At 71.0% G+C, this 24097-nt stretch carries 22 protein-coding genes; 4 read left to right on the top strand and 18 right to left on the bottom strand.

Features of this window, described 5'->3' with window-relative positions:
* Window positions 1-91: 91 nt before the first annotated feature.
* From ACFV9J_RS30120 to ACFV9J_RS30050, 15 genes are all read right to left on the bottom strand, one after another.
* On the bottom strand, window positions 92-277 hold the full coding sequence (locus ACFV9J_RS30120; protein ID WP_385359267.1) for a hypothetical protein: 186 nt from the start codon (window positions 275-277) through the stop codon (window positions 92-94).
* Window positions 278-472: 195 nt separating this feature from the next.
* Window positions 473-1090, bottom strand: coding sequence for a hypothetical protein (locus tag ACFV9J_RS30115; RefSeq protein ID WP_385359265.1), 618 nt, complete (start codon window positions 1088-1090; stop codon window positions 473-475).
* A 35-nt stretch (window positions 1091-1125) separates the two neighbouring features.
* Entirely contained in the window at window positions 1126-1710 is a 585-nt protein-coding gene (locus ACFV9J_RS30110; protein WP_385359263.1) for a GNAT family N-acetyltransferase, read from the bottom strand.
* Entirely contained in the window at window positions 1688-3934 is a 2247-nt protein-coding gene (locus ACFV9J_RS30105; protein WP_385359261.1) for an MMPL family transporter, read from the bottom strand. Before ACFV9J_RS30105 ends, ACFV9J_RS30110 begins: the two co-directional genes overlap by 23 nt.
* 265 nt (window positions 3935-4199) lie before the next feature.
* A complete protein-coding gene (gene gatB / locus ACFV9J_RS30100) occupies window positions 4200-5714 on the bottom strand; it encodes an Asp-tRNA(Asn)/Glu-tRNA(Gln) amidotransferase subunit GatB (RefSeq protein WP_385359259.1) in 1515 nt (504 codons plus the stop codon).
* A gap of 15 nt (window positions 5715-5729) precedes the next feature.
* Window positions 5730-5969 carry a hypothetical protein gene (locus ACFV9J_RS30095; protein WP_007444751.1) on the bottom strand — a complete coding sequence of 80 codons (240 nt, stop codon included), beginning with the start codon at window positions 5967-5969 and terminating at the stop codon, window positions 5730-5732.
* Window positions 5966-7459: an Asp-tRNA(Asn)/Glu-tRNA(Gln) amidotransferase subunit GatA gene (gatA, locus tag ACFV9J_RS30090; RefSeq protein WP_356864477.1), complete on the bottom strand. Its 1494-nt coding sequence runs from the start codon at window positions 7457-7459 to the stop codon at window positions 5966-5968. Before gatA ends, ACFV9J_RS30095 begins: the two co-directional genes overlap by 4 nt.
* Before the next feature lie 3 nt (window positions 7460-7462).
* A complete protein-coding gene (gene gatC / locus ACFV9J_RS30085) occupies window positions 7463-7759 on the bottom strand; it encodes an Asp-tRNA(Asn)/Glu-tRNA(Gln) amidotransferase subunit GatC (RefSeq protein WP_003973500.1) in 297 nt (98 codons plus the stop codon).
* 142 nt (window positions 7760-7901) lie between these two features.
* Window positions 7902-8396 (bottom strand): cupin domain-containing protein, encoded by a 495-nt coding sequence (locus ACFV9J_RS30080; protein WP_385359256.1) that lies wholly within the window; start codon window positions 8394-8396, stop codon window positions 7902-7904.
* A gap of 30 nt (window positions 8397-8426) precedes the next feature.
* Complete coding sequence (locus ACFV9J_RS30075) at window positions 8427-8798, bottom strand: DUF4267 domain-containing protein (RefSeq protein ID WP_385359253.1); 372 nt, start codon at window positions 8796-8798, stop codon at window positions 8427-8429.
* Window positions 8799-8971: 173 nt separating this feature from the next.
* Window positions 8972-11212, bottom strand: a complete 2241-nt coding sequence (gene rmdB / locus ACFV9J_RS30070; RefSeq protein ID WP_385359251.1) for a cyclic Di-GMP phosphodiesterase RmdB — start codon at window positions 11210-11212, stop codon at window positions 8972-8974.
* Between the two features lie 257 nt (window positions 11213-11469).
* Complete coding sequence (gene ligA, locus ACFV9J_RS30065) at window positions 11470-13677, bottom strand: NAD-dependent DNA ligase LigA (protein ID WP_385359249.1); 2208 nt, start codon at window positions 13675-13677, stop codon at window positions 11470-11472.
* Between the two features lie 14 nt (window positions 13678-13691).
* Window positions 13692-14687, bottom strand: a complete 996-nt coding sequence (locus tag ACFV9J_RS30060; protein WP_385359247.1) for a methionine synthase — start codon at window positions 14685-14687, stop codon at window positions 13692-13694.
* 136 nt (window positions 14688-14823) lie between these two features.
* Complete coding sequence (locus ACFV9J_RS30055) at window positions 14824-15513, bottom strand: SDR family oxidoreductase (protein WP_385359245.1); 690 nt, start codon at window positions 15511-15513, stop codon at window positions 14824-14826.
* Between the two features lie 27 nt (window positions 15514-15540).
* Window positions 15541-16080 carry a TIGR00730 family Rossman fold protein gene (locus ACFV9J_RS30050; protein WP_361011276.1) on the bottom strand — a complete coding sequence of 180 codons (540 nt, stop codon included), beginning with the start codon at window positions 16078-16080 and terminating at the stop codon, window positions 15541-15543.
* A 94-nt stretch (window positions 16081-16174) separates the two neighbouring features.
* Here ACFV9J_RS30050 and ACFV9J_RS30045 point away from each other — a divergent pair, with 94 nt between their 5' ends.
* On the top strand, window positions 16175-16525 hold the full coding sequence (locus ACFV9J_RS30045; protein ID WP_385359242.1) for a DUF427 domain-containing protein: 351 nt from the start codon (window positions 16175-16177) through the stop codon (window positions 16523-16525).
* A gap of 37 nt (window positions 16526-16562) precedes the next feature.
* The gene (locus ACFV9J_RS30040) at window positions 16563-17345 is read left to right on the top strand and encodes an alpha/beta fold hydrolase (protein ID WP_385359240.1); all 783 of its coding nucleotides are present in this window, start codon (window positions 16563-16565) and stop codon (window positions 17343-17345) included.
* 13 nt (window positions 17346-17358) lie between these two features.
* Here the strand turns inward: ACFV9J_RS30040 and ACFV9J_RS30035 are convergent, their stop codons facing one another.
* The 3 genes from ACFV9J_RS30035 to ACFV9J_RS30025 form a co-directional block, all read right to left on the bottom strand.
* Window positions 17359-18105 carry a M48 family metallopeptidase gene (locus ACFV9J_RS30035; protein WP_385359238.1) on the bottom strand — a complete coding sequence of 249 codons (747 nt, stop codon included), beginning with the start codon at window positions 18103-18105 and terminating at the stop codon, window positions 17359-17361.
* Between the two features lie 73 nt (window positions 18106-18178).
* Window positions 18179-21766, bottom strand: coding sequence for a type I restriction endonuclease subunit R (locus ACFV9J_RS30030; protein ID WP_385359235.1), 3588 nt, complete (start codon window positions 21764-21766; stop codon window positions 18179-18181).
* A 260-nt stretch (window positions 21767-22026) separates the two neighbouring features.
* Window positions 22027-22599 (bottom strand): ATP-binding protein, encoded by a 573-nt coding sequence (locus ACFV9J_RS30025; RefSeq protein ID WP_385359233.1) that lies wholly within the window; start codon window positions 22597-22599, stop codon window positions 22027-22029.
* 363 nt (window positions 22600-22962) lie between these two features.
* On the opposite strand from ACFV9J_RS30025, the gene ACFV9J_RS30020 reads away from it, so the two are divergent.
* Both ACFV9J_RS30020 and ACFV9J_RS30015 read left to right on the top strand, forming a co-directional pair.
* Window positions 22963-23814 (top strand): helix-turn-helix domain-containing protein, encoded by an 852-nt coding sequence (locus tag ACFV9J_RS30020; protein WP_385359231.1) that lies wholly within the window; start codon window positions 22963-22965, stop codon window positions 23812-23814.
* A 10-nt stretch (window positions 23815-23824) separates the two neighbouring features.
* Window positions 23825-24025 carry a DUF397 domain-containing protein gene (locus ACFV9J_RS30015; RefSeq protein ID WP_385359229.1) on the top strand — a complete coding sequence of 67 codons (201 nt, stop codon included), beginning with the start codon at window positions 23825-23827 and terminating at the stop codon, window positions 24023-24025.
* The last annotated feature ends 72 nt before the right edge of the window (window positions 24026-24097 follow it).

Below are 24097 nucleotides of genomic sequence, written 5' to 3'. Positions count from 1 at the left end.
GTTTTCGGCAGCTGGACAGCGGCGGGGACGACGGCGCCGGGAACGACGGCGGGGAGGGAGGCCGTGCGGCCCCCCTCCCCGGCTCCCCCGTTCACGCGGTCCGGGCGAACCGGTGCCCGCGTCGGCGCGGCGTATGGCTCTCGGCCACCGCACCGTCGTGCCGGGCCTGGCGGCGGGCGGCGCGGCGGGCCCGGATCACCTCGCGGGCCAGCCGGGCCTCGTCGGCGCGGCGGATCAGTTCGGCGGAGCGGTACTGCTGGAACTCGTACTCGTACATGGTGTGCCCCTCGGCTTCGCTTCGGTTTCGGCTTCGCTTGCTTGCGATGCCTCAACCTTCGTCTCCCAGGGGGGTGGGCCACATCGGGTAAGTTCCGCATCTTCGGCGCCGCGCGGGGCCTTAGACGCGCGTGAGGGGTCTTAGGGCGCGCGCCACGGGCGGGCGACTGTCCTAAGACCCCTCAAAAATGCCTGGTCAGCCGGTGGCTGGCAGCCCCAGCAGAACGTCCGTGTACTTCAGGACGGCCAGCAGCAGGCCGATGACGCCGAGGGCGACCCCCGCCCAGGCGACGGACTTGATCCACGGGGCCTGCGGGCGGCCGGGCGCGCCGAACGCGGGACGGGCCAGCACGACGACGCCGACGATCAGCGCGACCAGGGCGAAGATGCCGCCCCACATCGCGGTGGCCTGCCAGGCGTTGCCGTAGCCCTTCTCGATCAGCGTGCCGACGTCCGACGACGAGGACGTCTGCAGCTGGCCCATCAGCGACTCGCGCGCGGAGGCCACGGTGCCGACCCAGCTGCCGGTCAGGGAGACGATGCCGAGACCGGCGGAGACCACGGCGCCCGCGCCCTGGCCGACGCCGGTGGGGGCCGCCTCGGTCCCGTCGGTGCCGTCCGGGTCCTCGTCCGCCACCGCGTCGGCGTCCTCGGTGGTGTCGGGGGTGTCGGTCTCGGCCGCCTCAGGGACCTCGGCCGCCTTGGTGACCTCAATGGACTCGGCGGCCCCGGTCGCCTCGGCCGCGTCGGCCGCCTCGTCCGTCTTGTGCTCGTCGGTCTTCACGCCGGTCTCGTCCACTGTCTTCGTTCCCATGCCTCGCACCGTACGGACGCTGTCTGAGAGGTCCCTTAATGATCCCTTTGAGCGGCACGCGCGCGTGCTTCCCGTGCGGCCCGCCACTCGGGTGCGAGCACCGCCCACACCTCCATGTCCTGGCGCGTGCCGCGATAGGGGAAGCTCTCGCGCAGCACGCCCTCCCGCATCATGCCGAGTCGCCGCGCGGCGTTGACACTCGGGGTGTTCGCCGTCGAGGCGTACCACTCCACGCGGTGCATGCCGCGCTCGTCGAAGGCCCAGTCGATCAGTACGCGGGCACCGCGGGTGACCAGGCCGCGACCCGTCCCGGCGGGCTCCAGCCAGCAGCCGATCTCGCAGACGCCGGTGGCGGCGTCGAAGACGCGGTAGAGCAGGCCGCCGACCAGGGTGCCGTCCAGCCACAGCCCGTGCAGGAAGCCGCTGTCGGCGGCGTGCCGGTCGGCGTAGGCCTGGAGCACCTCCCGCGCGGAGTCGACGTCGGTGGCCTTCGCCCCGAAGGGGATGTGCTCGGTGATGAAGTCCCTGCCCCGGTCCAGATGGGCCAGGAACTCCTCGGCGTGCCAGGTCTCCAGGGGGCGCAGTTCGGCTCCGTCGTCACCCAGTGGTATCGCGTACATCCCGCTGCCGTTCCTCCTCCGCCAGGACGTCCGCCACCTCGGCGTCCGTCGCCGCGGCCAGCCTCTCATGGGCGGCCCGGCACTCGGGCGGCTCGATGCTGATGCGCGGCAGGAGGGCGTCCAGGCGGCGCGGCAGCCACCAGTTGGCGCGGCCGAGCAGGTGCATCAGGGCGGGCACCAGGAGGGTGCGCAGGACGAAGGCGTCCAGGGCGACCGCGGCGGCCAGCGCGATGCCGAACATGGCGATCACCCGGTCGCCGCTGAGGACGAAGGCGAGGAAGACCGAGATCATGATGACGGCGGCGGAGTTGATCACGCGGCCGGTCTCGGCGAGCCCGACCCGGACGGCCCGGCGGTTGTCGCCGGTCTCCAGCCACTCCTCGTACATCCGGCTGACGAGGAAGACCTGGTAGTCCATGGAGAGCCCGAAGAGCACCGAGACCATGATCACGGGCAGGAAGGGTTCGATCGGACCCGCGCTGCCGAGGCCGAGCAGTTCGCTCCCCCAGCCCCACTGGAAGATCGCCACGACCACGCCGAAGGCGGCGGCCACGGCGGCCACGTTCATGGCGGCGGCCTTGAGGGGGATGCCGACGGACCGGAAGGCCAGCAGGAGCAGCAGGCAGCCGAGGCCGATGACGACGCCGACGAAGAGCGGCAGCTTGCCGACGATGACGTCGGCGAAGTCGTCGTAGCCCGCCGTCACGCCGCCGACGTGCACGTCGAGCGCGGTGCCGGCCTCGGCGCGCGGCAGCACCTCGGAGCGCAGCCGCTCGACCAGGTCGCTGGTGTCCTCGGACTGCGGCGCCGACTCGGGTACGACGGTGAGGTACGCGGCGTCGCCGCCGGAGTTGTACATCACCGGCGTCACCGAGGAGACGCCCTCGGTGGTGCGCAGGGTGGCGTCGAGGTTGTCCAGGGCGAGGCGGTCCTCGGCGCCGCGGACCTCGGTGACCAGGGTGAGGGGGCCGTTGACGCCGGGGCCGAAGCCGTCGGCGAGGAGGTCGTAGGCCTGGCGGGTGGTGGTGCCCTTGGGGTCGTTGCCCTGGTCGGAGGTGCCGAGGCGCAGGCCGAGGGTGGGCAGGGCGACGACGGTGATGACGACGAGGGCGAGCACGCCGAGCAGTTTCGGGTGCCGCTCGACGAAGGCGGACCAGCGGGCGGCGAACCCGGTCGGCACCTCGGGCTCGGGGCCGTGCTCGGCCAGCCGGCGCCGCTCGCGCCGGCTCAGGGCGCGCGGGCCGATGTACGACAGCAGGGCGGGCAGCAGCGTCACGGAGGCGGCGACGGTCAGGAGCACGGTCAGCGAGGCGGCGACGGCGACGCCGTTGAGGAAGCTCAGCCGGAGGATCAGCATGCCCAGCAGGGCGATGCAGACGGTGGCACCCGCGAACACCACGGCTCGTCCGGTGGTCGCCACGGCCTCGGCGGCGGCGTCCGCCACGGACAGGCCCCGTTTCAGTCCGCGCCGGTGTCTGGTGACGATGAACAGGGCGTAGTCGATGCCGACGCCGAGTCCGACGAGGGTGCCCAGCATGGGCGCGAAGTCGGCGACGGTCATGGCGTGGCCGAGGAGCGTGATGCCGGCGTAGGCGGTGCCGACGGAGACCAGTGCGGTGGCGATGGGCAGCAGCGCCGCGGCGACGGAGCCGAAGGCGAGGAAGAGGACGACGGCGGCCACGGCCACGCCGACGGCCTCGGCGAGGTGGCTGCCGCCGGGCTCGGTGAGCGCTATGGCGCCGCCGCCCAGTTCGATCCGGAGCCCGTCGGTCTCGGCGGCCTCGGCGGTGTCGACGACGGCCCGTGCCTGGCCCGGGTCGAGGTCCTGGGAGGCGTCCTCGAAGGTGACGGTGGCGTACGCGGTGTCGGCGTTCTCGCTGATCAGGGGCGAGTCGGCGTCGTGGTACGGGTTGCTGACCGCGGCCACCCCGGGCAGGTCCGCGATGCGGTCCAGGGTGCGGGTCATGGCCTGTTCGACGTCGGCGGCGCGGACGGTGCCGGACGTGGTGTGCCAGACGATCGTGTCGCTGTCGCCGCCGAGGTCGGGGAAGCGGGATTCGAGCAGCCGGGAGGCGCGGTCGGAGCCGGTGCCGGGGATCCCGTAGTCGTTGGAGTACGCGGAGCCGGCGACCGTGGCGGCCGTGGCCACCCCACCGAGGGCGAGCAGCCAGAGCAGGACGGTGACGAGGCGACGTTGAACACACCAGCGTGCGAGGGCTGCCACGAACGTGCTCCCAGGGTGTCTGATTGTGGATCTTTGACCGGGAACACCCGCGAAGCCGGGAAGACCGGGAATGGCCGCCCGTGGTGTGAACGGACCGCAAAGAACGCATGAGCAATGCGGAATCACTCTTGCAGGCAGAAGTGATCCTTTGCGGACTTAGTGTCCTTATTCACAACAACGGCCCTGGGGGGACGCGTCACGCTCGACGCATCCCCCCAGGGCTCGTGGTGTACCGGGTCTCAGCCCTCGGTCCCCGCCCTCGGGCTCAGCCCTCGGTCACGCCCAGCTTCTCCAGGATCAGCTCCTTGACGCGGGCCGCGTCCGCCTGGCCCCGGGTCGCCTTCATGACCGCGCCGACCAGGGCGCCGGCCGCGGCCACCTTGCCGCCGCGGATCTTGTCCGCGATGCCCGGGTTGCCGGCGATGGCCTCGTCGACGGCGGTGGTCAGCGCGCCCTCGTCGGAGACGACCTTCAGGCCGCGCTGGTCGACGACCTCGTCCGGCGTGCCCTCACCGGCGAGGACGCCCAGGATGACCTGGCGGGCCAGCTTGTCGTTCAGCTCGCCCTTGGTCACCAGCTCGGCGACGCGGGCGACCTGGACCGGCGTGATCGCCAGCTCGTCGAGCGTCTTGCCCGACTCGTTGGCGCTGCGGGCCAGCTCGCCCATCCACCACTTGCGGGCGGAGGCCGCGTCGGCACCGGCGTCGATGGTGGCGACGATCGGGTCCAGGGCTCCGGCGTTGAGGATGGACTGCATGTCGTTGCCGGAGACGCCCCACTCCTCGCGGAGCCGGTTGCGGCGCACCAGCGGCAGCTCGGGCAGCCCGGAACGGATCTCCTCGACCCACTCGCGGGACGGGGCGACGGGCACCAGGTCGGGCTCCGGGAAGTACCGGTAGTCCTCGGCCTCCTCCTTCACGCGGCCCGAGGTGGTGGACCCCGTGTCCTCGTGGAAGTGGCGGGTCTCCTGGATGATCGTGCCGCCGTCGTTCAGCACGGCGGCGTGCCGCTGGATCTCGAAGCGGGCGGCGCGCTCGACGGAGCGCAGCGAGTTGACGTTCTTGGTCTCGCTGCGGGTGCCGAACTTCTCCCGGCCGTGCGGGCGCAGCGACAGGTTCACGTCGCAGCGCATCTGGCCCATCTCCATGCGGGCCTCGGACACGCCGAGGGCACGGATGAGTTCGCGCAGCTCACGGACGTACGCCCGGGCGACCTCGGGGGCCCGCTCGCCCGCTCCCTCGATCGGCTTGGTGACGATCTCGATGAGCGGGATGCCGGCGCGGTTGTAGTCGAGCAGGGAGTGCGAGGCACCGTGGATGCGGCCCGTCGCGCCACCGACGTGCAGCGACTTGCCGGTGTCCTCCTCCATGTGGGCGCGCTCGATCTGGACGCGGAAGGTCTCCCCGTCCTCAAGCTGCACGTCGAGGTAGCCGTCGAAGGCGATCGGCTCGTCGTACTGGGAGGTCTGGAAGTTCTTCGGCATGTCCGGATAGAAGTAGTTCTTCCGGGCGAAGCGGCACCACTCGGCGATCTCGCAGTTCAGCGCGAGACCGATCTTGATCGCCGACTCGACGCCGGTCGCGTTGACGACCGGGAGCGCGCCGGGCATGCCGAGGCAGACGGGGCAGGTCTGGGTGTTGGGGTCGGCACCGAGCGCGGTCGAACAGCCGCAGAACATCTTGGTGTGGGTGCCGAGTTCGACATGGACCTCAAGGCCCATGACGGGGTCGTACGACGCGAGTGCGTCCTCGTACGACACCAGGTCGGTCGTGGTGGTCACGGTGAAACTTCCCTCTCAGCCCAGCAGGACGTCGTCGTCGCCGAGACGCTTCAGCTCGCGGTACAGGATGGCGAGGTTGGTGACGACGGCGGCTCCGGTGACGACGGCGTCGAGCAGTCGCAGCGTGTCGCTCTCGCCACGGGCCTTCTTGATCTGCTTGTAGACCCCGACGGCGCCGAACGCCGACGTGGCCATCGAGACGTACAGACCGGACTTGGACTTCTTGAAGCCCTTGGCCTTGGTCAGTGCACTCACAGCGACGGAGCCTCCTCGATCAGCGGGTGGCCCCACTTTTCCACGAAGGCGGCCTCGACGGCGGCGCCGACCTTGTAGAGCCGGTCGTCCTTCATGGCGGGGGCGATGATCTGCAGACCCACCGGCAGGTTGTCCTCGGGTGCGAGGCCGCAGGGCAGCGACATGGCCGCGTTGCCCGCCAGGTTGGTGGGGATGGTGCACAGGTCGGCCAGGTACATCGCCATCGGGTCGTCGGCGCGCTCGCCGATCGCGAAGGCGGTGGTCGGGGTCGTCGGGGAGACGATCACGTCGACCTGCTCGAAGGCCCGCTCGAACTCCTGCTTGATGAGGGTGCGGACCTTCTGGGCGCTGCCGTAGTACGCGTCGTAGTACCCGCTCGACAGGGCGTACGTGCCGAGCATGATGCGGCGCTTGACCTCGGGGCCGAAGCCGGCCTCGCGGGTCAGGGAGGTGACCTCCTCGGCAGAGTGCGTGCCGTCGTCGCCGACGCGGGCGCCGTAGCGCAGGCCGTCGAAGCGGGCGAGGTTGGAGGAGCACTCGGACGGGGCGATCAGGTAGTACGCGGAGAGCGCGAGGTCGAAGGACGGGCAGTCCAGCTCGACGATCTCGGCGCCCAGCGACTTCAGCAGCTCGACGGACTCGTCGAAGCGCTGCACGACACCGGCCTGGTAGCCCTCGCCGCGGAACTGCTTGACGACGCCGACGCGCATGCCGTCCACGCTGCCGTTGCGGGCGGCCTCGACGACCGCGGGCACGGGCGCGTCGATGGAGGTGGAGTCCATCGGGTCGTGCCCGGCGATCACCTCGTGCAGCAGGGCCGCGTCCAGGACCGTGCGGGCGCAGGGGCCGCCCTGGTCGAGGGAGGAGGAGAAGGCCACCATGCCGTAGCGGGAGACGCCGCCGTACGTCGGCTTGACGCCGACCGTGCCGGTGACGGACGCGGGCTGGCGGATGGAGCCGCCGGTGTCGGTGCCGATGGCGAGCGGGGCCTGGAAGGCGGCGAGGGCGGCGGAGGAGCCGCCGCCGGAACCGCCGGGGATCTTGGTGAGATCCCAGGGGTTGCCGGTGGGCCCGTACGCGCTGTTCTCGGTGCTGGACCCCATGGCGAACTCGTCCATGTTGGTCTTGCCGAGGATGACGACGTCGGCGGCCTTGAGGCGCTGGGTGACGGTCGCGTCGTACGGCGGGATCCAGCCTTCGAGGATCTTCGAGCCGACGGTGGTGGGGATGCCCTCGGTGGTGAAGATGTCCTTGAGCGCGAGGGGGACGCCGGCCAGCGGGCCGAGCTTCTCGCCGCGCTCGCGCTTGGCGTCGACGGCGCGGGCCTGGGCCAGCGCGCCCTCGCGGTCCACGTGCAGGAAGGCGTGCACCTTCTCGTCGACGGCCTCGATGCGGGCCAGGTGGGCCTCGGTGACCTGGACGGCGGTCAGCTCGCCGGAGGCGATCTTCGCGGCGATCTCGGCCGCGGTGAGCTTGATGATGTCGCTCATGGCTTACTCCTCCCCCAGGATCTGCGGCACCTTGAAACGCTGCTGCTCCTGGGCCGGGGCGCCGGAGAGCGCCTGCTCGGGCGTGAGCGACGGACGGACCTCGTCCGGCCGCATGACGTTCGTCAGCGGGAGCGGGTGCGAGGTCGGCGGTACGTCTTGGTCGGCGACCTCGCTGACGCGGGCGACCGCGCCGATGATGTCGTCCAGCTGTCCCGCGAAGTGCTCGAGCTCTTCGGGCTTCAGCTCCAGACGCGCCAGCCGGGCGAGGTGGGCGACCTCCTCGCGCGTGATGCCAGGCATGCAGCGTTCCTCTGGGTGAGTGTGTGGTCGGGGCAGCTCGGCCGGGACAAGTCGCTTGTCCCCGTCGATTCGGCCCGATCGGTTTGGCCCAATCCTATGGGGCCGGGCCCCGTGGCCGTTAAACGGTTTCCCCGGGGGCGGCTCACCCGCGCCGCGCGTCCCAGGCGGCACTGCTCAGGAAGTGGTTGTCGTACAGCTCCTGGACCTCCAGCAGGCTCTCCCGGGTGGCCTCGCCGAGGGCGATGCGCTGGAGGTGGCGGAAGTACTCGAAGCGCTCCACGCCCGGGGTGAGGACGATGAGCAGGTCGGCGTCGGCGCCCGGCACGGCGGCGAAGGCGTGCGGCTTGCCGGGCGGGACCACCACGAGGTCGCCGGGGCCCGCGGTGAGGACCTCGTCGCCGGAGAGGATGTCGGCGGCGCCGTCGAGGAGGAAGAACATCTCGGCGGAGTTGTCGTGCCAGTGCGGCTTGGCGCCGTCCGCGCCCGCGGTGAGGGTGACGCGCTGGGTGGACAGGGCGCCGCCGGTGGAGCTGCTGTCGGCCAGCAGGCGCACGGTGGTGGGCGCGCGGCCGACGACCTCGGCCTCGGCCTCGCGGACGACCACGGATTCGTCGAACTTCGGAACGAACAGCGACATCTCGAACCCCCTGAAGACGGTTGGGCGCACTCAGACCGCGAAGAGCAGTCCGGCACTGATCAGGATGACGATCGCGGTGGCGAAGTGGATCCCGAAGGCCACCGCCTTCGTACCCCCGTGGCGCAGCACTATGAGCGTGTCGGCGAGCGGGACGAGGGCGACGCAGAGCATGAACCACGCCTCGGGGCGGGCACCGGCGAAGGCCAGCAGCGCCAGCCCCACCACACCGAACGTGCCGTCCCGGACGCCCTTGATCGTCAGGTACGCGGCGGCGTCGCCGCCGGCGTCGGCCGGGACGCCGTAGCCGGTGGCGGCGGAGGCGGGCTGGAACAGGAAGCGGTACCCCAGGAACAGGCAGAACAGGTTGAGCACGACGGCCAGGGTGTACGCGGTGACGGTCACGACTACTCCTTGCTAGCAACGCTAGGGACAAGAGTGACGCTAGCAGATCGATGGCAGGATGGCTAGCGTTGCTAGATTCATGGTGGTGACGGTCCACCGACCCGCGCCGGGAGCACGGTCGGGGTAGGGGTAGGGGTTGCGATGCGAGGAGCTGCGAGGAACTTGTGGTCAGGTCACTCGTCGCTCGCCACCGCGGGCAGGGCGGCGGCGGCCCGGACCCAGCCGCGGGAGCCGCGGGCGAGCAGCCAGGCGGTGGTCTCCTCCGGGGGCATCGCGGCCGCGACCAGCCAGCCCTGTACGGCGTCGCAGCCGAGGTCCCGCAGGCGCTCCCAGGTCTCGTCGTCCTCCACACCCTCGGCGACGACGAGCAGGCCGAGCGAGTGGGCGAGGTCGACGGTGCAGCGCACGATCTCGGCGTCCTCGTTGTCGATGGCCAGCCGGGCCACGAAGGAGCGGTCGATCTTCAGCTCGCTGACGGGCAGCCTGCGCAGGTGGACGAGGGAGGAGTAACCGGTGCCGAAGTCGTCCAGGGACATCTTGACGCCGTGTCCGGTCAGCGCGTTGAGGGTGTCGGCCGCGCGCTGCGGGTCCTCCAGGAGGACGTGCTCCGTGATCTCGAGTTGGAGCGCTCCCGCGGGCACTCCGTGCCGGGCGAGCCGGGCGGCCACCGAGCCCGCGAAGCCGGGGGTGTGGACGTCGCGCGGGGAGACGTTGACCGCGACCGGCACGAACAGCCCCTGGGCGCGCCACCGGGCGACCTGGCCGAGCGCCGTCTCCAGTACGTACTCGGTGAGGTGGGGCATCAGCCCGGAGGACTCGGCGATCGCTATGAACTCGTCCGGCGGCACCTTGCCCCGCTCGGGGTGCACCCAGCGCACCAGGGCCTCCAGGCCCGCGACCTGGCCGTCGAAGCGGACCTTGGGCTGGTAGTGCAGCTGGACCTCGTGGGCGTCCAGGGCCCGGCGCAGGTCGCCGAGGAGGCCGAGCCGGTCCGGGGTGTTGGAGTCCCGCTTGGACTCGTAGACCTCCACGCCGGTGCGGTCCCGCTTCGCCTGGTACATCGCCACGTCGGCGCGGCGCAGCAGTCCCTCGGCGTCCAGCGCGTGGTCGGGGAAGACGGCGACGCCCGCGCTGGCCTCCAGGACGAGGGTGAGCCCGTCCAGGTCCATGGGGGAACTGAGGGCGCCCACCAGGCTGCGGGCGATCCGGGTCGCCGACGTGGTGGAGTCGGCGACGGGCAGTAAGACGGCGAACTCGTCACCGCCGAGCCGCGCGGCCTCCGCCCCGCGCGGCAGGGCCTGGCGCAGCCGGTCGGCGGTCTGCAGCAGCAGCCGGTCACCGGCGAGGTGTCCGAGTGTGTCGTTGACCGACCGGAAACGGTCGAGGTCGATCAGCATCAGGGCGGCGCGGGCGCCGATCCGCTCGGCGTCGTCCAGCGCGGTCCAGGTGCGCTCCAGGAGCCACTGCCGGTTGGGCAGGCCGGTGAGCGGGTCGCGCAACTGCTCCTCGGCGCGGGCGCGGGCGATCCACAGCGTGGAGTCGAGGGCGATGAGCGGGATGGCGAACAGCGGCAGCAGCAGCGGCTTGGCGACGGCGACGACGCAGACCAGCGGGGCGATGCCGAGCAGCGCGACCGCGACCAGTCCCTGTCTGACCAGGGCGGTGCGGGCGACGGTGGGCAGGCCGGGGCGCGGGGTCTGGAGATACCACAGCAGGGCCCGGGTGACGGCGAGGTAGGCGACGGCCACGAGCGCCACCTTGGGTGCCGCGTACAGCCCCCAGGTGGCCGGGTCCCAGGGGCGCTCCACGGACGGTACGGAGCCGCAGACGCCGAGGAGCAGGGCGCCCGCGGCGATGCCGAGGATGTCCACCGCGCCGTGCAGGACACCCTGCCGCCAGCGGCCCCGCCGGGCTATCCCGACCAGGACGACGACGGTGAGGCTGACCATGCCGGCCGGGACCCAGCCGTACAGCAGCAGGACGGCGAGGGTGAGGGCGGCGCCCGAGCCGGTGCCGCCCCACCAGCGGGAGCGGCCGAGCATGACCAGGTGGCCGACGACGATGCCGGCCAGCACGGCCAGGGACCAGCCGACGGTGCCGGACGGGAAGAGGGCGTGTCCGTCGCTGAACGCCCGGTAGAAACCGGCGCCCAGGACGAAGGCGGCGGTCGCGACGACGGCCGCGGGCAACGCGGGCCAGGACAGGTGCCGTTCGCCGTCCGGATCGGCGAGGCCGTGGGGGTGTCCTTGCGGGTGGCCGTGGGGGTGGCCGACGGCCTGCGGCACGCGGGTGCCCGTCGCGGAAGGCGGGACGCCGCCATCGCGTTGCCCGAACCACCGGCTCACGTGCCACGCGCCCGCCATGCGACGCATGCGCAGCCGTGAGCCCGCGGCGGCGCTCTCGGTCGGTTCCATTCCCGTCCCTCTCACAGCCGGCGGTGCCCACGCCACGCGGCCCCCGCCTCGACCACCTTCAACGGCTCCGCGTCAAAGACCCCTCCCCCTGTCACTCGGGGCAGGGGGGTGCCCCGACCGCAGCTGGGCACGGCGGGCGCACACCTCAACAGTAGGCCGCGGAAGGCTTCCAGGGGCACTGGTCGTCGACGGTTGCCCGAATGCCACCCGGCCACCCGTATGCATCTGATATGCGCCGATCGGGTGGCCTTCAACCGCTATTCCTCAGCCGAAAGCGCGACGCCCGCCGCCGCTTCGGGTCCTTGTTCGAGCAGGACGGCGAAACCGTCCTCGTTCAGAACCGGCACTTTCAGCTGCATCGCCTTGTCGTACTTCGAACCGGGGTTGTCACCGACCACGACGAACGACGTCTTCTTGGACACCGATCCGGTCACTTTCGCGCCCCGGCTCTGGAGGGCGTCCTTGGCGCCGTCCCGGGTGAAGTTCTCCAGGGTGCCGGTGACGACGACGGTGAGTCCTTCGAGCGGGCGCGGGCCTTCGTCCTCCCCCGTCGAGCGGTCCTCCAACGGGGCCCCGGCCGCCTTCCACTTGCGTACGATCTCGCGGTGCCAGTCCACCGCGAACCACTCCTTGACGGCGGTGGCGATGGTGCCGCCCACGCCGTCCGTGCTCGCCAGCTCCCCCTCGGTGGCCTGCTCGATGCGGTCGATGGAGCGGAACTCCCGGGCGAGGGCCTGGGCGGCGACCGGCCCGACGTACCGGATGGAGAGGCCGTTGATGAAGCGGGCCAGCGGGCGGGCCTTGGCGTCCTCGATGTGCTTGAGCAGCGCCAGGGTGTTCTTCTTCGGTTCGCCCGCCTTGTTGGCGAAGACCATGGCGGTCTTCTCCTCGCCGGTCTCCGGGTCGCGCTTGGGCAGCCCGCTGTCCGGGTCGAGGACGTACGCCTTGATGGGCAGCAGCTTCTCGACCGTGAGGTCGAAGAGGTCGCCCTCGTCGACCAGCGGCGGCTCGGACGGCTCCAGCGGCCCGGTCAGCGCGGCGGCCACGACCCCGCCGAAGTGCTCGATGTCCAGGCACTCCCGGCCCGCGAGGTAGGCGACCCGCTCGCGCAACTGGGCCGGGCAGGCGCGGGCGTTGGGGCAGCGGAGGTCGATGTCGCCCTCCTTCATCGCCTTCAGCGGCGTCCCGCACTCGGGGCACTCCGCCGGCATCACGAACTCCCGCTCGCCGCCGTCCCTGAGGTCGGCGACCGGACCGAGGATCTCGGGGATCACGTCACCGGCCTTGCGCAGCACCACGGTGTCGCCGATGAGCACGCCCTTGGCCTTGACGACCTCCTGGTTGTGCAGCGTGGCGAACTCCACCTCGCTGCCCGCCACCGTGACCGGCTCGACCTGCGCGTACGGCGTGACGCGGCCGGTGCGGCCGACGCCCACCTTGATGTCGAGGAGCTTGGTGTTGACCTCCTCCGGCGCGTACTTGTAGGCGATGGCCCAGCGGGGCGCGCGGGCGGTGGAGCCGAGCCGGCCCTGGAGGCGGATCTCGTCGAGCTTGACGACGACGCCGTCGATCTCGTGCGCGACGGAGTGCCGGTTCTCGCCGTAGTACGCGATGAACTCCCGTACTCCGTCCAGGCCGTCGACCACCCGGTTGTGCGGGGAGGTGGGCAGGCCCCAGGTCTTCAGCAGGTCGTACGCCTGGGAGAGGCGGGTCAGGCCCGCGTAGCCCTCCAGGATGCCGATGCCGTGGACCACCATGTGCAGCGGGCGGGAGGCGGTGACGCGCGGGTCCTTCTGGCGCAGCGAACCGGCCGCCGCGTTGCGCGCGTTGGCGAAGGGCTTGTCCCCCGCCTCGTTCAACCGGGCGTTGAGCTCCTGGAACTTCTCCATCGGGAAGTAGACCTCGCCGCGGATCTCCACCAGGTCGGGGACCTTGTCGCCCGCCAGGCGCTCGGGGATCTCGGCGATGGTGCGGACGTTGGGCGTGATGTCCTCGCCGGTGCGCCCGTCGCCGCGGGTGGCGGCGCGGACGAGGCGCCCGTGCTCGTAGGTGAGGTTGACGGCGAGTCCGTCGACCTTCAGCTCGCACAGGAAATGGTACTCCTGCTCGCCCAGCTCCTTCGCGATGCGGTCGAACCAGGCGGCCAGCTCGTCGTCGTTGAAGGTGTTGTCCAGGGAGAGCATCCGCGTGGGGTGCTGCACGGCCGTGAACTCGGTCGCATAGGCACCGGCGACCTTCTGGGTCGGGGACTCGGGGGTGCGCAGCTCCGGGTGCCGCTCCTCCAGCTCCTCCAGGGTGCGCAGCAGCCGGTCGAACTCCGCGTCGCTGACGACGGGCGCGTCGTTCACGTAGTACCGGAAGCGGTGCTCCTCGATCTGCTCGGCGAGCTGCGCGTGCCGCTCCCGCGCCTCGGCGGGCACGCTCGTCGTCTCCGCCTGCTTGTCGCCCTGCTTGTCGCCGGCCACCGTATGTCCTCCCGTTACTCTGGGTTGTCCGCGAGAGATCTTGCCGCCCGGACGCAGTGGGCGAGCGCGCGCCGGGCGTAGTCCGGGGAGGCACCCGCGAGTCCGCACGCCGGAGTGACGGTGACCGCCTCCGCGAGCAGCTCCGGACGCAGCCCCAGCCTGCGCCACAGCGTTCTGACACCCGAAACGCTACCGGCAGGGTCTGACAATGCGGTGTCCGTGCCCGGCACGACACCGGTGAAGAGCCGGGTGCCGCCCTCGACGGTCTCGCCGATCGCGTCGTCGTCACGCTCGGTGAGGAGCGCGAAGTCGAAGGAGACGCCCGCGACGCCCGCCCGGCGCAGCAGGGCGAACGGCACGTCCGGCGCGCAGGAGTGGACCACGACGGGGCCGCCGTCGTGCACCCCGGCGACCTCGCGCAGCGTCGCCTCCACGGCCTGGCGGTCGACGGCGCGGTGGGTGCGGTAGCCGCTGGCGGTGCGGATCTGACCGCGCAGGACGGCGGTGAGGGAGGGTTCGTCGAGCTGGAGGACGGGGCGGGCGCCGGGGACGCGGCGCCGGATCTCCGCCAGGTGCAGGCGCAGGCCCTCGGCGAGCGAGGCGGCGAGGTCGCGGCAGGCGCCGGGGTCGGAGAGGACCGCCTCGCCGTTGCGTAGCTCCAGGGCGGCGGCGAGCGTCCACGGGCCGACGGCCTGGACCTTGAGCGGACCCTCGTAGCCCTGGGTGAACTCCTCCAGGGCGTCGAGGTCCTCGCCGAGCCAGGCCCGGGCCCGCTTGGTGTCCCGGCCCGGGCGGTCGCCGAGCCGCCAGCCGCTGGGCTCCACGCGCGCGTAGAGCTCGACGAGCATGCCGGCGGTGCGGCCGATCATGTCGGCGCCGGGGCCGCGGGCGGGCAGCTCGGGGAGGAAGGGGAAGTCCTCGAAGCTGCCGGTGGCGGTCTTGGCGGCCTCTCGGGCGTCGTGGCCCGGGAGGCTGCCGATGCCGGTGGCGGGGGCGAAGTCGTCGTTCACGGGGCAAGCGTACGCAGGGGTGCGGGGCTTGTTTTCGCCCCCGCCGCCCCTTCCCGTTCCCGACCCTGGGGGCTGCCGCCCCCAGACCCCCGCTTCGGCCCGGACGGCCTCGTCCTCGAACGCCGGACGGGCTGGATCACCGTCCCGGGCGCACTGTCAGGTCGTTGACCTCGGCGTCCCTCGGGAGGTCCAGGGCCATCAGGATCGTGGTGGCGACGGATTCCGGGTCCATCCACTTCGCCGGGTCGTAGTCCTTGCCCTCCTGCTGGTGGACCTTGGCCTGCATGGGGCTGGCGGTGCGGCCGGGGTAGACCGAGGTGACGCGGACGCCGTTCGCGTGCTCCTCCTGGCGCAGGGCGTCGGCCAGGGCCTTCAAGCCGTGTTTGGAGGCGCCGTACGCGGCCCAGCCGGCGTGGGCGTTGAGGCCCGAGCCGGAGTTGACGAAGAGGACGTGGCCCTGCGCGACGCGGAGCTGGGGCAGCAGGAGGCGGGTCAGCTCGGCGGGGGCGACCAGGTTGACGTTGAGCTGGTTGAGCCAGGTCTTCGGGGTGAGGTCACCGACCGGACCGAGGTCGACGACCCCGGCGACGTGCAGCAGCGAGTCCACCCGGTCGGGCAGCGTCTGGTGGGAGAGGGCCCAGGACAGCTTGCCGGGGTCGGACAGATCGCCGACCAGCGTCTTCGCACCGGGGAGCGCGGCGGCCAGTTCCTTGGCGCGGCCCGCGTCGCGGGCGTGCAGCACGACCTCGTCACCGCGTTCGTGCAGGCGGCGGGCGACGGCCGCGCCGATGCCGGAGCCCGCTCCGGTGATCACATGTGTAGCCATGCCCGCCATGCTCGCACCACCGGCGCCCTACTCGATGCCCTGGCTCTCCTCCAGGTAGGCGAGCGCGCCCACCGGCTCCTCGGCGAAGAAGACCAGCTCGGTGAGGGGGCGGGGCAGGAAGCCCTCGTCCTCCATGCGGCGGAACTGCTCCTTGAGGCCGTCGTAGAAGCCCGCGGTGTTGAGCAGGACGACCGGCTTGTCGGTGTGCCCGTGCTTCTTCAGCTCCAGGATCTCGGTGGCCTCGTCGAGCGTGCCGGTGCCGCCCACCATGATGACCACGGCGTCGGCCTTCTCCAGCAGCAGCCGCTTGCGCTCGGCGAGGTCCTTCGCGATCACCATCTCGTCGGCGCCCTCGCGGGCCTTGGCCGCCAGGAAGTCCACCGAGACCCCGAGCAGCCGTCCGCCGGACTCCTGCACGCCGTCGGCGACCACCTTCATCAGACCGACGTCGGAGCCGCCCCAGACGAGGGTGTGGCCGCCCTTGCCGAGGAGTTCGGCAAACTCCTTGGCGGGGCGCGTGTAGCGCTCGTCGAGGTCGGCGGCGGAGAGGAAGACGCAGATGTTCATGGCTCAACGGTACGTTCCCGCGCGGACGGGAAGAACTCGGCTTCCGGCCGTGCTGTCGTGGGGAGAGGCCGCCACCGAGCCAAGGAGGACTACCGTGACCAAGGGACTCAAGGGACTCAAGGGACTCAAGGGACACATCATCACCGTCGAGCCGAGCGAGCGGCACGTGCGCGTGGTGCACGACGGGCAGGTGCTCGCGGAGAGCGACGGGGCGTTGGTGCTGCACGAGACGGGCTGTCCCGACCGGTACTACATCCCGGCCGACGACGTGCGCCTCGACCTGCTGTCCCCGTCCGACACGCAGACCCACTGCCCCTTCAAGGGCGACGCGTCCTACTGGTCGCTGCCCGACGCGGCGGACCTGGTCTGGGCGTACCCGGACCCGAAGCCGGAGGTCGCGGAGATCAAGGACCACCTCTGTTTCTACGAAGTCGAGGTGTCCTGAGCGATGAATCCGGTGCCGTAGGGCAGTCTGCACAGGCATGGAGATGACGACTGTTTCGCGTGACGGCACCCGCATCGCCTACGAACGCTCCGGGCGGGGGCCGGCCGTCGTGCTCGTCAGCGGCGCGATGTCGACGGGGGCCACGACGGCACCCCTGGCCGCCGAGCTGTCGGGCCGTTTCGACGTCACCGTGTACGACCGCCGGGGGCGCGGCGAGAGCGGCGACACCGCGCCCTACGCGGTGGAACGCGAGATCGAGGATCTGGCGGCGGTGATCGAGGCGCTGGGCGGCGAGGTATCGCTGTACGGCATGTCGTCGGGCGGCGCGCTGGTGCTCCGGGCGGCGGCGAGCGGTCTGCCGGTGCGCCGGGTCGCCGTGTACGAGGTGCCGTACGCCATGGACGACGCGGCTGTGCGGGCCGGGGCCGAGTACACCGAGCGGCTGGGCGAGGCCCTCGGGCAGGGCAGGCGCGGGGACGCCGTGGAGCTGTTCCTGCGCCATACCGGGCTGGGCGAGGAGATGATCCGGGGTGCCCGGCAGTCCCCGATGTGGGCCGGGATGGAGTCGGTGGCGCCGAGCCTCGCGTACGACGACGCCGTGCTGGGTGACGGCCGGGTGCCCCGCTCCGAGATCGCCGCGATCACCGTGCCCCTGCTGGTCCTCGCGGGCGGCGCGAGCGACCGGTGGTGGCACGAGGCGGCACGGGCGATCGCGGAGGCGGCTCCCGACGGCCGGTACGGCACCGTGGACCGGCAGACCCACATGGTGGAGCCGGGCGTACTGGCGCCGGTGCTGGCGGAGTTCCTCGCGGGGCCGTAACGGCGGGCGGGGTTCACCTCACGGCGCCCCGCCACAGCTCCGGCTCCTCCTCGGCGAAGTGGCGCTCACGCTCGTCGGCGTCCGGAAGCGCGCTCCGGAGACGGCCGCGGAACTCGGCTCCGTGACCGGACGTCCGCAGATGGCACAGTTCGTGCACGAGGACGAGGTCCACCAACGCGGGCGGCAGTTGCAGTACCGCCCAGTGAACGACGATCGTCCCATCGGGGCCACAGGCGCCCCATCGCGTACCCAGGTCGCGCACCGCGAGTCCGCTCGGTGAGACTCCGACGACTCCGGCGAACGACGGCATGCGCAGGGCCAGCCAGCGTCGACCGCACTCGGTGTACCAGGCGGCGATGCGGCGTCCGCCCTCGCGCCGGTCGGTGAGGTGGGGCAGTTCGAGCCTGCCCTGGTGCAGGCGTACCGGCCGACGCCCGTCCTCGCCGGGAACGATCAACAGCCGGTGACGGCGACCGAGGTAGGCGAAGCCCGTTCCGTCGACCAGTTCCTTGACCTTCCCAACGGGACGGGCCCGTCGGCGCCGGACCTCGTCCGCTAGGCGTGGCAACCGGGCCCGTACGGCATCGGCCACCGCACGGGGATCCGCGCCCGGCGGCACGGCGAAGCGCACTCCGCCGTCCGGAGCGACGTCGATGCCCAGCGTCCGACGGCGAGGCCGGACGACGAACTCCCACTCCCACTCGTCGGGGAGCGGCAGGGCGGCGATCGCCTGCTGAACGGGGTGGACGGTGCTGGTCACCCGTTCTTCCTACCACCCGGCCACGACGCCCCGGCGAAGGCGGTGGCCGTGACCGTCGAGAGCGGTCGGCATCTCACTCCGTCCGGCGCCGGTACCGCAGGAAGTCGGCGTGCCGATCGCGCGCGAGTTCCACCAGGTCTGCGGCCAGGTCCCCGACCCGGGCCCAGTCCATGTGCAGATCGCTCTCCAAATAGACGCGCACTTCCCTGCGGACCCTGATCTGGGTATCCGCGAGCGTGACGAAGTCCTGGGAACCGACGAGCCGGGCGAGCTCCGCGGTGAGGTCCAACGCTCCCCGGACCAGGTCCGTGTCCTCCGGTACTCCGGTCTCCTCGAACGCCTCTTTGAGTAGCCCGTACACCGGCTGCTCGGTCCACCGGTCAAGGTCATGCACCCGAGGGTCCCCGCCGTCGTACGGGCCGACTTCGTCGCCTTCGGCCGCCACCACGTCGTCCACCAGGTCCGCCAGCGCGGCGGCGGCCTGCTCGAAGTCGTCGCTCATCGCCCGGACGATCTCTTCCAGCCGGTCGCTGAACCGCTGGTAGCGCGACCGGTCGGAGCCAAGGCGGGCGTCGATGTGCAGCCGGAGTCTGCTGCGCATGTAGGCCGTCCTGGTCCGCGGGTCCGGGTTGGCTCCGACCTTCTCCATGAAGTCGACCGCGGTCAGCTCCACGGACGGCACCCGCTCCTCGATCGCCGACACCCGCAGGTGGCGCGAGATGAGCCGGCGCACCTTGGCACCGTAGCGGCGCGGACTGAAGTCCTCGCGGGCGTCCAGGAACCGCTGCCGGGCGAGGTACTGGACCTCGCCGAGCAGACGCGCGTCGGTCTCGTACGCGAGCGCGGCCGGTCTCGGCAGTACGGCGTTGAGAGCGGTGAGGAAGTCCCGTACGAGTTCGTCGAACTCGCCCAGCAGTGTCGGGTCGGCGAGCTCGGCGAGCAGGTCCTCCCGCTGCGCCTCGGTGCCGAGCGAGGTGATGCCCCGGTCGGCGAGGAGCCGGGCGATCTGGGCGCGCAGGTCGGCCAGCCGGTTGTCGGCCGCCGCCTCGGTCTCCAGCCACATGCGGTCACGGACCGGCTGTGTTCCCTGGTAGTCCGGCGTCAGGTGGTCGAGGGACATGTCCTGATAGCCGTATACGGCCCGAAGGTGGGCTTCGTCGTACTCGTCCATGGAGCGGGACAGCTCGGGCCCCACCCCGATGTAGTCGACGATCTGGCCCCACTCCTTGTGCGGATACAGGCGGTTGGTACGGGCGACCGCCTGGAGCAGTCCGACGCCGGAGAGCGGGCAGTCGAGGTAGAGAACCTGCTCGACGGCGGCGTCGAAGCCGGTGAGGAGCATGGACTGGACGACCAGGAAGGCCATTGGGTCGCCCTCGTCCTCCGCCGCCGTCCCGGCACTGCCGTGGACGTCGGGCGATTCTGTTTCCTCGTCCCAGGGATCGTTGCCCGTTGCGGGGTGCCCGCCGGGAGGGGCGGTACCGGGCCAACCGTGGGTGAAAGCGTCCCAAGAAGGGTCGTGAGCCACGGCGTGCGGGTCGCCGAGGCCCTGCTTGAAGCGCGCGATGTGCGCGTCCTGCCGGGACTTGGCGGTCCAGGTCTTCCAGTCCTCCGGGTCCCTGGGCTGCCCGGAGGAGGCCTGGGAGATGACCACGGCGGCGTCGATGGAGCGGAGCAGTGAGAGGTGCGGGAGCAGATCCAGCAGTTCGCGCTCCTCCCGGGAGGCGGAGTCGTAGCCGTTCGGATCGTGCACCAGGTCGGGATCGAGCCGGTCGGCCTTGGCCACGAGGCGGTCACGGGCTGCCAGCAGGGCGGTGCGATACCGGACTGCCGCTTTCCGGGACACGGTGACGATCTGTGCCCCGAACCGGTCGGGCAGCGCCGTGCGCGTCCAGTGGGACAGCATGTGCTCGGCCTTGTCCGCGATGACGGAAGGAGACTCCAGCACCTCCTTCTTCCGAGCGAACTTCCGCAGCACCTGCTCCCGCTGCTTCGAATCCTTCGGCGCCTCGATGTCGAAGGAGGCGTCCAGTGCGGCCTTCTCGATGACCTCCAGGTCGACTTGATGCGCCTCGTAGCGCACGGGGACGACGGCCCCGTCGGTCTCGGCGTCGCGCAGGGTGTAGGTGTCGGTGAAGCCGCCGAAGATGTCCTCGGTGGTCTTGTGTGCCTTGCTGAGAATGGGGGTACCGGTGAAGCCGACCAGTACGGCGTTCGGCAGCATGGCGCGCAGCCGGGCGTGCTGCCAGGCCAGGTGGCCCCGATGGGCCTCGTCGACGAGGACGACGACGTCGTGCCCCGGGTTGGCGACGTGGTTGTGCACCCTGTCCTGCTCGTCAGGTTCCTCGGCGAGCTTCTCCGCACGGCCGTCCCAGGCGGTGTCGTCCCGTCGGGCCTTCTGGAGCATGACCAGGACGACGTCGGGGACGTCCACCGCGAGGTACGTCCGGGCCTGTTCGACCGACCGGGAGCGGTAGATGTCCTCGTCGGCGGCGGCGAGACTGCGCCGGATCTGCTTCTCCAGGTCGATGCGGTCGGTGACCACGACGACCTTGTGTCCGCGCAGGTCCTTGGTGCTGCGCAGGTGACGAACGAGGAAGGCCATGGTGAGGCTCTTGCCGGAGCCCTGGGTGTGCCAGACGACACCGCCGCGCTGGTCGACCTCCTCCTTCGCCTCCAGTCCGGCGCGGCGCCGTCGCAGGGTCTCGGCGATGGCGTGCACGGCCCGGAACTGCTGGTACCGGCCGACGGCCTTCACCGTGCGGTTGCCGTGCCGCGTGTCCGTGGTGAAGTCCCGGACGAGGGTGAGGAGATGGGAGGGCCGCAGAACGCCCGCGACGAGAGTGTGCTGCGCGGTGAGCTCCCGGCTCTCGGGTGTACGGGTCTCCTCCCTGGCCTGTGCTTCCGTCGCCGGGGCGACGGTCCGCCAGGGCGCGAAGTGCTTGGCCTCGGCCGTGATGGTGCCGAGTTCGGCGTGCGCCCGGTCGGTCGCCACCAGCAGTTGGGCGAACCGGGTGAACTCGGCGACGGGCGCGAGGGCGTCCACGCCCGCATAGTCGATGACCTCGATGACCGCCGCGTCGAGGGCGAACCGCGGGTCCTTGCGCCGGGTCGTCACCGGAGCCTTGCACTCGACGACGACCCAGGGCAGCCCGTTCACGAACAGCACCAGGTCCGGGGTGACGGCCTCCGCGTCGGCCCGCTCCACCCGGAACTGGGACACGGCCAGGAGGTCGTTGCCGTTCTCGAACCGCCCGTCCCAGTCGACGAGTCGAACGTGCTCGGGGTCACCCTTCTTCCACCCGGGAAGCGTCCGCGCGTTGACGCCCTCGCGCAGGAGCCGCGTGACTTCCAGATTCCCGGCGACTCCCCGCCCGGCCGGGCCCTGACCGGGGGCGGTGCCGAGGACGCGGGCGAGGAGATGATCGAGCTGCCGCGCGGTGAGCCAGGACGTGCCGTCCTCCGGGCGGACGTTGATCCGGGCCACGGCGTTGCGGAACCGGTCCGCGTAGACGACGTCGGTGAACGAGCCGCGTTCCGTGTCCTGAGGGCGGGTCGCGGGCTGCCCGGGCGGCGCCCCGCGCAGATGCTCCCACCCCATGACCGTCAACTGCTCGATCAGCGGCCGCTCGACCTTCACGTACTCCGGCTGTTCCGCCACCGGCTCCCCTTGCCCGCCCGTTGTTCCCCGTCGCCCACTGCCGTGCCCGCCGTCCACTCCGTCACTCCGGGGGTGAACAGGGGTGCGGATCAGCCTATCGGCGGGGGCGGGTGTCGTCAGGTGCCACGGTGAGGGCGGGGGCGGCCTTCGGCCAGGGGTGGTGGAGGGGTGGGTCTTGGAGGGCGTGAACACTTGGGCCGAAGTGTTCACACTCTCCGGTGGTGGTCACAGGCCGCAGGGGGCCTGCCCGTACTGTGCCGTCAGGCGGCGAGTCCGACGTCTCCAGAGGCCACCGGCCCGGCTCCTCCTCCGCTCGCACCGCCGCCGGTCGGCCGGTCCCCTCCACCGAGGATCAGCTCGAACCAGACGCATTTGCCACCGACCCCGAACACGGACTCCCCGATTCGGCATCCGCCCCAGTCGTCGGCGAGCAGATCGAGAATCAGCAGCCCTCTCCCCCGCTCCGCGTCCGGCCCGGCCGCCACGAACGGCACGGGGACCAACGGGCAGGTGTCCGTGACGCTGACCCGCAGCACGGGGTTGGTCCAGCGCAGTCGGACGGTCGCGGGTCCGACGGAGTACCGGACGGCGTTGGTGGCCAGCTCGGAGGCCAACAGCTCGGCCCGGTCGGTGAACTCCCCCAGCCCGTGCGCGCCGAGCACGGCCTTGAGCGTGGTCCGGGCGACGGCCGGCCCTCGGGGGTCGCGGGGAAAGCGGAGCTCGTACTCCCAGGGTTCGCTGAACGGGATGGGGGCCGGTCCGAGAGCCGGACGGTCGTCCGTCCAGCCGGACGGTTCGGGCATGGACTCGTACTCCGGTTCCGCATTCTTCACGCGGCACCTCCTTGTGCGTGGCGTGTCATGTGCGTGTGCGTGTGTCTGTCGGGTGTCTTGTCCATGGGTGGCGGGGGTTGTGGGGGTGAGCGAGTGCGGATGACGACCATCGCACCGCACGGCGCCCCGACCTTCGCCCACCGGAGGTGGCCTGCCGTGCCCTCGCCTCTCGTTGGATCCACGACGAGCGGGAGGGCTGCGGTGCGCTTCCGCCAGAGGGGACAGGTGGGTGGCGTGAGTCACACCATACCCACGGCCATTTAACCCGTGTAACCAAACTCACTGGAACGAGTTAAATACCCAAGGTCGCTTGCAGACAGTGAGCGACATCGACACACTGTGCGCGAACGAGGGGACGTCCACATGGCACCACGAACGACACCGACTGTCCGACAACGTCGATTTGGCGGGGAGTTGAGGCGACTCCGAGAGGCAGCAGGCATGTCCGCCCCGACCGCCGCGGGCCTCTTGGGGACTGATCGCACCAACATCTCGAACATCGAGGCGGGCAGGTACGGCATCAGCGAGGAACGTCTGCGCCGCCTCGCCAGCATCTACGAATGCGATGACGAGTCGCTCGTGGACGCACTGGCCGCCATGACCGGAGGCCGCAAGGCGGGCTGGTGGGAGGAGTACCGGGGCAAGATCCCGCCCGGCTTCCTCGACGTGTCAGAGGTTGAGCATCACGCCGTACGACTGCGCACCGCGCAAACCGCGCACCTGCCGGGTCTGTTCCAGACGGAGGCACATGCGAGGGCGGTCTTCGAGCTGATCGTTCCGCCTCTCCGACGACTGGAGATCGAACTACGCGTAGCACACCGCATGGCTCGCCAGCGCGCTATCGACGGCGCACACTCGATCCCGTATCTCGGCATCATCCACGAGTCGGCGTTGAGGATTCAGCTGGGCGGTCGCAAGGTGGCGCGAGACCAACTCAACCACCTGCTGGCGGCGACCAAACGGGACAACGTGACCTTGCGTGTCATCCCCTTCACCGCAGGAGGGTTCCCGATGGCCGGAGACACCGTCCTCTACGCGGAAGCGGCCAACCCGCACCTGGACACCGTGCATATGGACTCGCCGGCCGGAGCGATCTTCTACGACGCACCCGTCCAGTTGGAGAACTTCCGCAGGCGACTGGACTTGATCGAGACGGCCGCGTTGACTCCACAGGAGTCAGCCGACTTCATCCACAAGGTGGCCCGCGAGCTGTAGGAGGTACCCCATGCCGTCTGAACCAGTTTGGTACAAGTCGTCATACTCGGAGGAGGGTGGCAACAACTGCGTGGAGATCGCTGACCTGGGTGACCGTTGCATAGGCATCAGGCACAGCGTCCGTCCCGCCATGAGCTTTTCAGTTGAACATGCTACCTTCACCGCATTTATCCGAGCTATCGAGTCTGACGCTGACACCTTCCGCTCCTGAGTGAGATGGAATAAGCGAAGAGGGGTCGAACTCCCTAAGTCGCATGAAGCCACGACTGTCGCCTTTACCATC

Source organism: Streptomyces sp. NPDC059906 (assembly GCF_042730645.1).
GTDB lineage: Bacteria > Actinomycetota > Actinomycetes > Streptomycetales > Streptomycetaceae > Streptomyces > Streptomyces rubrogriseus.
Note: the sequence above shows the minus strand (reverse complement) of the source record. Positions and strands in the feature narration are given on the sequence as shown.